This window comes from Cellulophaga sp. 20_2_10 (assembly GCF_023476645.1).
GTDB lineage: Bacteria > Bacteroidota > Bacteroidia > Flavobacteriales > Flavobacteriaceae > Cellulophaga.
Genome location: NZ_JAMCOJ010000002.1, coordinates 129,224 through 141,428 on the forward strand (window position 1 = coordinate 129,224; position 12,205 = coordinate 141,428).

Annotated in this window: 11 protein-coding genes; 6 read left to right on the forward strand and 5 right to left on the reverse strand. The window is 33.3% G+C overall.

Annotated elements, in window-relative coordinates; translation table 11 throughout:
• Positions 1-23 precede the first annotated feature (23 nt).
• The gene (locus tag M4I21_RS04415; RefSeq protein WP_249557919.1) at positions 24-902 is read left to right on the forward strand and encodes a hypothetical protein; all 879 of its coding nucleotides are present in this window, start codon (positions 24-26) and stop codon (positions 900-902) included.
• A gap of 30 nt (positions 903-932) precedes the next feature.
• Complete coding sequence (locus M4I21_RS04420) at positions 933-2,675, forward strand: leucine-rich repeat domain-containing protein (RefSeq protein ID WP_249557920.1); 1,743 nt, start codon at positions 933-935, stop codon at positions 2,673-2,675.
• Positions 2,676-2,679: 4 nt separating this feature from the next.
• Here M4I21_RS04420 and M4I21_RS04425 read toward each other — a convergent pair whose 3' ends face one another.
• Positions 2,680-3,264: a hypothetical protein gene (locus M4I21_RS04425; protein WP_249557921.1), complete on the reverse strand. Its 585-nt coding sequence runs from the start codon at positions 3,262-3,264 to the stop codon at positions 2,680-2,682.
• Positions 3,265-3,391: 127 nt separating this feature from the next.
• The gene (locus M4I21_RS04430; RefSeq protein ID WP_249557922.1) at positions 3,392-4,402 is read right to left on the reverse strand and encodes an LLM class flavin-dependent oxidoreductase; all 1,011 of its coding nucleotides are present in this window, start codon (positions 4,400-4,402) and stop codon (positions 3,392-3,394) included.
• 342 nt (positions 4,403-4,744) lie between these two features.
• Between M4I21_RS04430 and M4I21_RS04435 the strand changes: the two genes are divergently transcribed.
• The gene (locus M4I21_RS04435) at positions 4,745-5,326 is read left to right on the forward strand and encodes a DUF4494 domain-containing protein (protein ID WP_249557923.1); all 582 of its coding nucleotides are present in this window, start codon (positions 4,745-4,747) and stop codon (positions 5,324-5,326) included.
• An 83-nt stretch (positions 5,327-5,409) separates the two neighbouring features.
• Here the strand turns inward: M4I21_RS04435 and M4I21_RS04440 are convergent, their stop codons facing one another.
• The 3 genes from M4I21_RS04440 to M4I21_RS04450 all read right to left on the reverse strand — a co-directional run bounded on the left by M4I21_RS04440 (position 5,410) and on the right by M4I21_RS04450 (position 9,136).
• Positions 5,410-7,425 (reverse strand): M3 family metallopeptidase, encoded by a 2,016-nt coding sequence (locus M4I21_RS04440; protein ID WP_249557924.1) that lies wholly within the window; start codon positions 7,423-7,425, stop codon positions 5,410-5,412.
• A 65-nt stretch (positions 7,426-7,490) separates the two neighbouring features.
• Positions 7,491-7,979 (reverse strand): 5-(carboxyamino)imidazole ribonucleotide mutase, encoded by a 489-nt coding sequence (gene purE, locus M4I21_RS04445; RefSeq protein ID WP_249557925.1) that lies wholly within the window; start codon positions 7,977-7,979, stop codon positions 7,491-7,493.
• Positions 7,980-7,981: 2 nt separating this feature from the next.
• The gene (locus tag M4I21_RS04450) at positions 7,982-9,136 is read right to left on the reverse strand and encodes a 5-(carboxyamino)imidazole ribonucleotide synthase (protein ID WP_249557926.1); all 1,155 of its coding nucleotides are present in this window, start codon (positions 9,134-9,136) and stop codon (positions 7,982-7,984) included.
• A gap of 128 nt (positions 9,137-9,264) precedes the next feature.
• Between M4I21_RS04450 and M4I21_RS04455 the strand changes: the two genes are divergently transcribed.
• From M4I21_RS04455 to M4I21_RS04465, 3 genes are all read left to right on the forward strand, one after another.
• Positions 9,265-10,374, forward strand: a complete 1,110-nt coding sequence (locus tag M4I21_RS04455) for an adenylate kinase (protein WP_249557927.1) — start codon at positions 9,265-9,267, stop codon at positions 10,372-10,374.
• A 38-nt stretch (positions 10,375-10,412) separates the two neighbouring features.
• Positions 10,413-11,414 (forward strand): GTPase ObgE, encoded by a 1,002-nt coding sequence (gene obgE / locus M4I21_RS04460; protein ID WP_249557928.1) that lies wholly within the window; start codon positions 10,413-10,415, stop codon positions 11,412-11,414.
• Between the two features lie 114 nt (positions 11,415-11,528).
• Complete coding sequence (locus M4I21_RS04465) at positions 11,529-12,056, forward strand: DUF4136 domain-containing protein (RefSeq protein WP_249557929.1); 528 nt, start codon at positions 11,529-11,531, stop codon at positions 12,054-12,056.
• Positions 12,057-12,205 lie beyond the last annotated feature (149 nt).

Sequence of the window (12,205 nt, forward strand, 5' to 3'; positions counted from 1 at the left end):
TAGTTTATATAAACACTACCAATATGAAAAATAATTTAATAAGGCTATTTGCAATAAGTACTATTGTGGCAGCCACATCTTGTAATTTTAATAAGTCTATAAATAAAGATTTTGCAACTGGTTTAAAAACCACTGGAGACGGTATTAGCGCATCTAGCGTAGAGATTACTGTAGATAATGAAGACGCAAGCAGTGATACCTATACTTACGGACAAACAATTGTAACTACATTTAACGATATAGATGGTTTTACGGTAGAAGACGGAAAATACTTTCCCAAAATGCAAGTAGCTATGGTTTCTAAAAAAGGAGATACCGTTTTTGCTAATTCAGATTTATTGCCAAATTCAGCTTTAGGTTTAAGTTCAATTAAAAGGCAATTAAAAGGTCAGGTCATTCTAGCAAATCCAATTTTATCTGGAGATACGTACGAGCTAATTTATACAATTAGCGATTTAAAAGGAGATGGAGTGTTTACTTCTAAAATGCCAGTAGAATTAATTAAGGATTCAAATATTGCAATTTCTTCCGAAAAGCTTAGCTATTCAGAGGGTTATATTATGTCTACGATCCATAAGTCTGTGATTACCAATAGAAAAGTTGCATTTAATGACAAATTGTTGTTTATATTTGAAGGCCTTAAGGGATTTACTACAAAAGATGGTTTTGTAGAATTAGGAATGACAATGACTGTAGAAGATGATAATGGTACTGTTATTCTAGATCAACCAGATATGTTTTTAAACCAAAAAGCAACTGAAGCACAGATCGCGCAGTCTATACAAGCCTCTTTAGTTTTGACTAAGGGCGCATTAGAGAATCCGTTAAAGTGGCATATAAAAATTTGGGATAAAAATAGTAAGGCGAAAATTACAGCAGAAAGACTACTAGAGGTGGAGTAATTTTTAAAAGGCTAAAAACACAACTAACCATTGGAAGAATTAATTTTAGAAGCATTATTTCAGGACTTAAAACCAAGAGAAGTTTTGGAGGTGTCACCTTTTGGAGATATTTTTTTTAAGGAAAATGATTTAAGACGGGGAGAAGTATATTCTGTTTGTCAAATTTTACCACCAAGGCGGAAAGTAAGTAACCCCGCAAAAAAAGGGGAGTTTGTATTTTTGTGTCAAATAATTGCTTTTGATGAGGCTACTTTTCAGCAATTTTTAAGTGTAAAAAGGAAATCTTTTTTTAAACGCAGTGCTCCAGAACAAATTCAGAATTTATATGAAGCTTTGTTTACTAGGTTTGGGTTACGCTTAGAGCTTAAGAAAAGGCTTGGTAAAAAAAATAAAAATCAAATTTATGGGTATTGTACTTCTGACGCTCATAATAGTGAAAATCCATTAGCAGAAAAGGTAGATCAATCCGTATATCATAAGCAAGTTTTAAGATATATAGAGAGTCATCCGCGCGCGCATTACTCAGATATTTGGGAGTTAAATAGTGAAAATGATTTTGGGCTAGCAACTCAAAAATTATACTATGGTTACGGTTTTGAGCTTCCTCAAGGTATTTTTAATAGTTATAACCTTAGGTGTTTATCGGTATCTAACCAAACTGTACAAGATTTATACCCAGGTATTTTAAAACTAAAAACTTTAAATGAGCTTACATTGCGTAATGTTAGCTTATTAGCCCCGGATTTGGTTGGTAAGCTGTATCAATTTAAATATCTGGTTTCATTAACTATTTCTAGAGATGGGGATTATTACAGTGTGCCATTAAACGGCTTACCTCCAAAACTAGAAGAAATAAAGAGTTTAAAATATTTAAATTTTTCGGGTAATAAAAGTCCGCTTTGGACTTCTGTGGTTAAAATTAAGGGCTTAAAAGTTCTTAATTTATCTAATACATCGTTAAGTAGAATATCATCAAGAATAAAATATTTAAACCAATTAGAGGAATTAGATTTATCTGATAATAAAATACAAGAATTGCCAGAGAGTTTAGTCACTTTAAAAAGATTAAAAGTACTTAAATTAAGTAAAAATCCAATTATGACTTTGCCTAGCTGGTTGGGGAAAATGAAACAGTTAGAGGTTTTAGATTTAAGTGAGACAGAGATCTCTACCGTACCCGAAAGTATATCAGAATTGGTTCATCTAAAGACGCTTAATTTAAAAAAGAATTCATTTACAGAATTACCTGCTGCATTAAAGCAAATACCAGTTAAAGTATTGCAATTAGAATTAAAAAAGCAAGCATTGTTTAATGATGAGGTACAGTTGAAACTAAAACAATTACCAGAAGGAGATTGTTATTTTGAATCTGACTTTAATTTTAAATTAATGGTAATAAATAAATTAATGTATGTAGATCAGGTGATGTACCCAAAATTTAATGTTCGTTTTTTTGTAAAAAATTACAAGGGCCGTACTATTGATATTGAAGAAGAGGGGTATGATATAATACCAGAGGTTGCTGCGTATTTTAAAAAATTACCGATTCCGTCATCATTATTGCTGGATATTAGCACTTTAGAGTCAGATGGTGGGGACGAAGTATATAGTCAATTAATTCCGTTTTGGAGTGGAGAAGACGATTCCTTTGATGTAAAATCTATTGAGGACATTAAATATTTACCTAGTTTGGAAATGATCAATTCTATGAACTTTACAGATGATTTGGTTCATCAGCTTAAAGATAGAAATATTAGAGTGGAAGAATATTAAAACGTTACGCGCTACAATCAGACGTTACCCTGTCTATTACGGTTAAAGTCCATTTTTTATGTATGTAGGTTAAATGAAAAATAAGATCTTCATCGTACGTATCTATCAAAATTACTCGGCAACTATTTTTTTCTAGAGTATAAGCGCGTTTTAATTCTTTCTGATACGCATCATTAGAAAGTTCGTATTTTAAATTGGTAATAGTATTAGATAAAAGACTAGGTATTAGAAGTGTGTCGCAATACAGTCCTTTTTTAGACCAATTCTCTGTGTCACAACTAAAGCTTGGTAATGTTGTAAAGGTTAAGTTGCTGCTAGAAATTGGATCTGTATAAGGTAAGTAACTTGGAGTAGGGTTGTTAAAATCTATAGAATCTAGAGTTACATAATTATCTAAAACACCATAGCGTACAACTATTGTTACGCCTATTTCTTTGGCAATAAAACTATTTAAGCTGTTAGAATTTTTTTCTTTAAAAGCAGTAACTATATCATTTATAGTTTGTTCTAATGCTACTTTTTTATTTTGTGCATTACTCGGTAATGCTAAAGTTACTAGTATGGCTAAATATAAAAATCTACTTTTCATTCTTTAGTTTAAGTTCTTAGAATTTTAACCAAAAGTAAAGCAACTTTCTAAAAAAGGATACACTGTTTACAGTGAAATACTAATTTAAAAAGTTGCTTTCAAACAAAACAAAAAAACAAAAAAATCTTTATTCCTTATTTATTTCATTCATTATTTCTGCAAATAATTTATAAGATTTAATTCTGTCTGCGTGATCGTAAATATTAGTTACCGCTATAAGTTCGTCTACTTGTGTTTGTTCTAAAAACTCTTTCACTTGCTTTTTAACCGTTTGTTTACTTCCTATAAAAGAATACTTTAACATCTGCTCTACAGCGGGGTGTTTAAACATCTGGCGTAAATCATCTGTCATTTCTACAGGGGGCAGCATAAAATCTCTTTGGTTGGTTAACAAACCAACTATAATTTTAAGTAATGATGTAGCTATTTTTTCTGCTTCTTCGTCTGTATCTGCAACAATAACATTTACACCAGCCATAGTGTATGGCTTGTCTAAGTAGTTAGATGGCACAAACTCTTCATTATAAATTTTAAGTGCATCGTGTAGCTTTGCAGTAGCAAAATGACTTGCAAAAGCATATGGTAATCCTTTTCCGGACGATAAATGTGCACTATCTGTACTAGATCCTAAAATGTATAATGGCACATCTACACCTTCGGCAACTGTGGCTCTTACTTTAGAATTTTTATTGTCGGCAGAAAAGTATTGTTGTATTTGTGCAATTTCTTGCGGGAACGAGTGTGCTGCCTCTGTGTGGTTTGCTCTTATGGCGTGTGCTGTTTCTGGGTCTGTTCCTGGAGCTCTACCTAAACCTAAATCTATGCGGTTAGGATATAAGGTGCCTAGCGTACCAAACTGCTCTGCTATTATTAAAGGAGAGTGGTTTGGCAGCATAATGCCACCAGAGCCTATACGTATAGTTTTAGTGTTCTCTGCAACATTACCTATTAATATTGCAGTTGCAGAACTACCTATAGTTATAGAGTTATGGTGTTCTGCAAGCCAAAAACGTTTATATCCAAATTCTTCCGCCTTTTGGGCAAGATCTATGCTATTTTTAAATGTGGTTTTTAAAGAACTGCCTTTGGATACAATGGCTAATTCTAAAACCGAGTATGTTATTTTTTTTGATGACATTTTTCTGTTTTTTTGCGGCTGTTTAAAGAATACAACAACTTTTTGTGCCCTAATTTGTCGTGCTAAAGGTCTAATCATTACACACGTCTAATGAGGTGTAAATTACTAAATACAAAGGTACAATTTAGGTATAAATAAGGGTGCTTATTTATGATGTGTTGTGACTAATTTAAGTCAATTTTAGTAAAACAAAAAAGGAAGCAAATAAAATTTAGAGAGTCAACTTGCTTGTAATAAGAACAGTATGGTTTTAAATTTTAAATTGTGAATATCTATTTGTGTAATTGCATTCTAATTTTTTATGTATCGGCTATATTTGGCTTCCCAAAAAAGAGAAAAATTATGAGCGCAACGTGGTACGAATGCAAGGTAAAATATAGAAAAATGAGCGACACAGGAGCTCAAAAAGTAACAACAGAACCTTATTTGGTAGATGCTATTTCTTATACAGAAGCAGAAACTAGAATTAATGAGGAGATGAAAGCTTACATTAGTGATGAGTTTAAAATAACGAACATTAAGGTTGCTAACTTTGCGGAGATTCATCCATTTGAAAATACGGATCGTTGGTTTAAAAGTAAAGTTTCTTTAATTGCTTTTGATGAAGAAAGTGGTAAAGAGCGTAAAACAAATATGTATTTATTAGTACAAGCTAACGATGTTAAAGAAGCATACGATAATACAGTTGCTGTAATGAAGGATACTATGGGAGATTATACCATACCTGCAATTACTGAGTCGCCTATTATGGATGTTTTTCCTTATTTCTCTGGAGAAGAAGGAGAATTAGATCGTATTCATAAATTTAACGAAATAAAAGATTCTGTTCCTGAGGTAGAAGAAACGGAAGAAGTTTTAGATACTATTGAAGAAGAGGTGTTAACTCCTGTTCTTGCAGACACAGATTTAGACGAAGAAGAGTAGAGAGGAAGTACTCTTTTAAGAATAAAAAAACAGGATAATAACTTAGTTATTATCCTGTTTTTTTGTTTTAAGATTATAGTAATTTATAACAATCCTGCTCTTTCTAATAAAGCTTCAACCTTTGGTTCTGCACCTCTAAAACGTTTGTATAATACCATAGGGTTTTCTGTACCTCCTTTAGATAATACATTATCTTTAAATTTAGTAGCAACTTCTTTATTAAAAATTCCTTCTTGTTTAAAGTAGGCAAATGCATCTGCATCTAAAACTTCTGCCCATTTGTAACTGTAGTATCCAGAAGAATATCCTCCTTGAAAAATATGAGAAAAAGCAGTGCTCATACAAGTTTCTGCTGTGTTTGGGTATAAATCTGTGCCAGAAAAAGCCTTGTCTTCTTGTGCTTTTACATCTGTAATAGATGTAGGGTCTACACCGTGCCAAGACATATCTAACAAGCCAAAACTTAATTGACGTAGGGTTTGCATACCTTCTTGAAAAGTTGCAGACTCTTTTATTTTTTGTACCAAGTCCATTGGTATTACTTCTCCTGTTTGGTAATGTGTTGCAAAAAGCTCTAGAGCTTCTTTCTCATAACACCAGTTTTCTAAAACCTGACTAGGTAGCTCTACAAAATCCCAATATACAGATGTTCCAGATAAACTAGGATACGTTGTATTTGCTAACATACCGTGTAATCCGTGACCAAACTCGTGAAATAAAGTAGTAACCTCGTTAAAAGTTAATAGAGATGGCTTTGTATCCGTAGGTTTTGTAAAGTTGCATACGTTAGAGATATGCGGACGTACATTTTCTCCATCTTTTATATACTGCGATTTAAACGATGTCATCCAAGCACCACCACGTTTGCCTGGTCTTGGGTGAAAATCTGCATAAAATAACGATACAAAATTATTATCAGCATCAAAAACCTCGTATGTTTTTACATCTTCGTGGTATTTGTCTATGGTAAATACTTCTTTAAACTGTAGGTCAAATAATTTTTCTGCTACTTTAAAAACACCAGCAATTACATTTTCTAATTTAAAGTAAGGTTTTAGTATTTCATCATCTAAGCTAAATAAATTTTGCTTTAGCTTTTCAGAGTAATACGCACCATCCCATTTTTGTAATTGGTCTATACCATCTAATTCCTTAGCAAAATCTTCTAGTTGTTTAAACTCGCGTTCAGCAGCTGGTTTTGCTTTTTCTAATAATTCATTTAGGAAAGCGTGTACTTTTTCTGGCGTTTCTGCCATACGTTCCTCTAATACAAAATTAGCGTGTGTTGCATAGCCAAGTAAGTTAGCACGCTCGTGACGTAGCTTTGCTATTTTTAATACGTTTTCTTGGTTGTCTAATTTATCTCCTTTAAAAGATTTGCTACCAAAGGCTAATGATAGCTTTTTGCGAAGTTCTCTGTTTTTAGCATACTTCATAAAAGGAACATAACTAGGGTAGTCTAAGGTAATTAACCAACCGTCTAAGTCTTTAGATGTAGCCATTTGTGCGGCTGCCTCTTTTTCTCCTTCTGGCAAGCCATCTAGATCTTCTTCATTTGTTAAATGCATTTTAAATTTATTGGTCTCTGCCAATACATTTTCTCCAAATTGTAATTTTAACTTGGCAGATTCTGCATCTATTTCTCTAAGTCTAGTTTTTTTATCTTCAGCAAGGTTTGCTCCGTTTCTGCTAAACCCTTTGTACCTTTTATCTAAAAGTGTTTGTTGTTCTACTGTTAGGTCTAAACTGTCTTTTTGCTTAAAAATAGCTTTAACTCTTTTAAATAATGCTTCGTTTAGGGTAATGTCATTTCCAAATTCAGATAGCAAAGGAGAAACCTCTTGTGCTATTTTCTGAATTTCTTCATTCGTTTCTGCTGAATTCAAATTAAAAAATACACTTGAAATTCGGTCTAATTGCTGACCAGCAAAATCTAAGGCTTCAATAGTATTTGTAAAGGTAGGAGCTTCTTTGTTTTCTGTAATAGCATCTATTTCTGCTCTAGCATCTGCCATTGCTTGTGTAAAAGCAGGCATAAAATGCTCGTTTTTAAGTTTAGAAAAAGGTGCTGTATCAAAAGGGGGTAAAAGTGGATTCATATATTTTAGTACTATTTTAATAATTGAAGATTGTTTGTAAATTGATTAAATTATTTACAAGTATGCTATTTACCGTTTACAGCTTTAGCACCTTCAATAACTTTTAGTTTTAAACCTTCTTTATAAAAAATTATTTTATCTAAAACACATTTGTCTGAAGCACCAATAATTTGCGCTGCTAGAATACCCGCGTTTTTTGCACCATTTAAGGCAACAGTTGCTACAGGTACACCGCCGGGCATTTGTAAAATTGATAAAATAGAATCCCAGCCATCTATAGAGTTGCTACTTTTTACAGGAACACCAATTACTGGCAACGGAGACATAGATGCCACCATACCAGGTAAGTGTGCTGCACCACCTGCCCCCGCAATAATTACAGAGTATCCATTTGTATGTGCGTTTTTACTAAAGTCGAACAATTTTTCTGGTGTGCGGTGTGCAGAAACAATATCTACATCTACCTCTATATCAAAACCTTTTAAAATATCTATTGCGTCTTGCATTACAGGAAGGTCACTTGTGCTTCCCATTACTACGGCTACTTTGCTCATAATTATTCGCTTATTACTTTAATTGTATTTTTTACTTGTTCGGCTATTTCACGAGCCTTATCTATATCTTTATTAACTATAGTTACGTGTCCCATTTTACGAAAAGGTCTTGTTTGCTTTTTTCCGTAAATATGTGGTGTAACTCCTTCTAGTTTTAATATGTCTTCCATATTTTGGTATACCACATTCCCAGCGTAACCTTCTGCACCAACAAGATTAACCATAATTCCGGCTACCTTACTTCTTGTATCGCCTAGTGGTAAGCCAAGAATTGCACGTATGTGTTGCTCAAACTGATTTGTATAACTAGCTTCTATACTATAATGTCCGCTATTATGAGGTCTAGGGGCAACCTCGTTTACTAAGATTTCATCTTCATTGGTTTGGAACATTTCTACTGCTAATAAACCAACGTGTTTTATTTTTTCTGCAACTTGTAGTGCAACTTCTTGTGCTTTTTTCGCTACAGTATTTGGTATTCTAGCAGGACAAATTACATATTCTACTTGGTTGGCTTCTGGATGAAACTCCATTTCTACCACAGGATATGTTTTTACTTCTCCTTTGCTATTACGAGCAACAATTACAGCAAGTTCATTTTTAAAAGGCACCATTTCTTCTGCAATACATTCTACATTTGGTAAGCCCTCTAAATCTGAAAAAGTACGTACAACTTTAACGCCTTGTCCGTCATACCCAAATTGTGCACATTTCCAAACAAACGGAAATGATAAGCCACCATTTTCTATACTATCTTTAATTTCGCTAGTGTAGGCAAATCTGTGAAACTCTGCAGTAGGGATGTTATTATCTACATAGAATAATTTTTGCGTAGCCTTGTTATGTATAATGCGTAAAGCACTTGTCGGTGGATATACTTTAGTTCCTTCGTTCTCTAATTTTTCAAGCGCAGAAAGATTTACATTTTCTATTTCAATAGTAAGTACATCTACTGTTTTTCCAAAATTGTAAACATCATCAAAATTTAAGAGCTCTCCTTTAACAAATTCGTTACATGCAATTCTAGAAGGTGCATCGTCTGTAGCCTCTAAAACCTTAGTAAAAATGTCTAGTTTGCGAGTTTCGTATAGCATCATTTTTCCTAATTGGCCGCCGCCTAAAATGCCAAGTTTAAAATCTGAAGAAAAAAAGTTCATTTTTTATAATTTTTGCAGTATTGTTAACTTGGTAACAAAAATACACTTAAATCTTAAAACGGCTCTTGTATATCCTAAAAAGAGAAATCAAAATGGTATATTTGCGCTTTTAATAAAAGAACGTTCAATTGATTAAGCTACACGACAAATATTTTAGACCTTATTTAACCGAGCAGGAGATTTTAGCTGCGGTTAAAAATATAGCGGATAAAATTGCCGAGGATTACAAAGATGAAGTTCCGGTTTTTATTGGCGTGCTCAATGGCTCTTTTATGTTTGTTGCAGATTTGCTTAAAGCATACCAGCACAATTGCGAAGTTTCTTTTGTTAGACTAAGTTCTTACAGCGGATTGTCTTCTACAGGAATTGTAGAAACATTAATAGATGTATCTGAAACGATTGAGGGCAGAAGTGTAATAATATTAGAGGATGTTATAGATACTGGCCGTACTGTTAAAGAACTGGTGCATATGTTTAGCAACAGTAACGTTAAGGAATTTAAAATAGCTACGTTGTTTTACAAACCATCTGTGTACAGTGGTGAGTATAACATAGATTATGTAGGTATAGAAATTCCGAATAAATTTATTGTAGGTTACGGACTAGATTATAACGAGCTTGGACGAAACTTAAAAGAAGTGTATCAACTAAATCAAAATAATATGATAAATCTTGTACTATTCGGGAAACCGGGAGCTGGCAAGGGCACACAGGCAAATTTTTTAAAAGAACAGTACAATTTAAAACATATTTCTACAGGAGATGTGTTTCGTTACAATATAAAAAATGGTACGGAATTAGGAACGCTAGCTAAATCTTTTATAGATAAGGGTGAGTTGGTACCAGATGAAGTAACTATTAATATGTTAAAGGAAGAGGTAGAGAAAAATCCGGATGCAAGCGGGTTTATTTTTGATGGTTTCCCTAGAACAACGGCACAGGCAGAAGCATTAGATAACTTTTTATCTACAAAAGATATGAAGATTGATGCAACAATTGCTTTAGATGCTAATGATGAGATTTTAATTCAGCGTTTATTAGAACGTGGTAAAGTTAGCGGTAGATCTGATGACCAAGACGAAAACAAAATTCGTAACAGGTTTGATGAGTACAACCAGAAAACGGCTCCATTACAAGCATATTACGATAAACAAGGAAAGTTCCATACTGTAAATGGTATAGGAGAAATAAAAGAGATTACAACAAGGTTAAGTAAAGTAATAGATACTTTAAAATAATCTAAAATTTAATTATATTAATACCATAACCCAAGACAATGACCGAAGGTAATTTTGTAGACTATGTAAAGATGACGGTTTCTTCTGGTAACGGAGGTAAAGGTTCTGTGCATTTGCATAGAGAAAAATACATTACTAAAGGAGGCCCAGATGGTGGTGATGGTGGTCGTGGAGGACATATAATCTTACGTGGAAATAAAAATTTATGGACGCTTCTAAACTATAAAGTACAAAGGCACTTTAAAGGTGGTCACGGAGAACACGGTAGTAAAGGCCGTAGCTCTGGAGCAGACGGACAAGATGTGTATATGGAAGTGCCATTGGGTACAGTTGTTAGGGATACAGAAACTAACGAAATTGTATTAGAGGTTACGGAACACGATGAAGAAGTAATACTTGTAAAGGGTGGTTTAGGAGGCCGTGGTAACTGGCACTTTAAAACAAGTACCAACCAAACTCCTAGATATGCACAACCAGGTAAAATTGGTGAAGAAATGGAAATAACACTTGAGTTAAAAGTGTTAGCAGATGTAGGTTTAGTTGGTTTTCCTAATGCAGGAAAATCTACGTTACTATCTGTATTAACATCTGCAAAGCCTAAAATTGCAGATTACGAGTTTACGACTCTTAAGCCAAACTTAGGGATTGTGGAATACCGCGATTTTCAGAGTTTTGTAATGGCAGATATTCCAGGTATTATAGAAGGAGCTGCAGAGGGTAAAGGCTTGGGACATTACTTTTTAAGGCACATAGAGCGTAATTCTACATTGTTGTTCTTAATACCAGCAGATAGTGATGATATTGGAAAAGAATATAGAATATTACTAGACGAACTTAAAAGATACAATCCAGAACTTATAGATAAAGAACGTTTTGTAGTTATTTCTAAGAGTGATATGCTAGATGATGAACTTATTGCAGAAATGAGTTTACTATTAGATAAAGATTTAGATGGCGCTACATATATGTTTATTTCTTCTGTTGCACAACAAGGTTTACAAGAGTTAAAAGATAAATTATGGCAGCAATTAAACAATTAAATTGTTTAATTGCAGTGTCTTACTATTTCTTTTTATAACTTTAAAAGCCTTATTCATAACTATATAATGGTATAGTCTTTATTTAAAGGTTTTAGAAAATTAAAAAATATACAGATGAAAAGCTACGTATCTATACTTGTAATTCTACTTTTAGTTTCTTGTAATACCATACGCGTAAATTATGACTACGATAAGGAGTTAGATTTTACTGCATATACTACATATGGTTTTTATGAAGATATGGAAACGGGTTTAAACGATCTAGATACAAAGCGCTTATTAAACGCAATAGAGTCTGTAATGCGTAATAAGGGGTTTAAACTTGCAGAAGAGCCAGAATTATACATTAATATTACTACGCAGGTTTATAAAGGTGCACCAGGCAATTCTGTAGGTGTTGGTTTAGGTGGCGGAGGCAACAACCTTGGTGGTGGCCTATCTGTAGGCTTACCAATAGGAGGTGCAAAGCTAGAACGTGAAATTAAATTCGATTTTATAGATGCACAGAGAGATGTATTAGTTTGGCAAGCAGTTAGTATAAGTGGTTATAAAGAAAACCAAACTCCAGATGCAAAAGAACTAAAACTACTACAAATAGTAGAAAAAGCACTAAGTAAATATCCTCCTAAAACAAAAGAATAACTAGTTTATCTGTTACAAGATAGTTAGTTACGTATACTAAATACGGCTATTTCAATTCATTTCTTCAAAATTACCGTTCGCTATTCTTAAATTACCGTTTGTCATAAAACGTATTTTTTAAGAGATAATGCGCTGTACATTTACATCAT

Coding starts and splice junctions, on each gene's coding strand:
- M4I21_RS04465 (WP_249557929.1), top strand. CDS start 11,529: ATGAAAAGCTACGTATCTATACTTGTAATTCTACTTTTAGTTTCTTGT.
- purE (WP_249557925.1), bottom strand. CDS start 7,979: ATGAGCAAAGTAGCCGTAGTAATGGGAAGCACAAGTGACCTTCCTGTA.
- M4I21_RS04430 (WP_249557922.1), bottom strand. CDS start 4,402: ATGTCATCAAAAAAAATAACATACTCGGTTTTAGAATTAGCCATTGTA.
- M4I21_RS04425 (WP_249557921.1), bottom strand. CDS start 3,264: ATGAAAAGTAGATTTTTATATTTAGCCATACTAGTAACTTTAGCATTA.
- M4I21_RS04435 (WP_249557923.1), top strand. CDS start 4,745: ATGAGCGCAACGTGGTACGAATGCAAGGTAAAATATAGAAAAATGAGC.
- M4I21_RS04440 (WP_249557924.1), bottom strand. CDS start 7,425: ATGAATCCACTTTTACCCCCTTTTGATACAGCACCTTTTTCTAAACTT.
- M4I21_RS04450 (WP_249557926.1), bottom strand. CDS start 9,136: ATGAACTTTTTTTCTTCAGATTTTAAACTTGGCATTTTAGGCGGCGGC.
- M4I21_RS04415 (WP_249557919.1), top strand. CDS start 24: ATGAAAAATAATTTAATAAGGCTATTTGCAATAAGTACTATTGTGGCA.
- obgE (WP_249557928.1), top strand. CDS start 10,413: ATGACCGAAGGTAATTTTGTAGACTATGTAAAGATGACGGTTTCTTCT.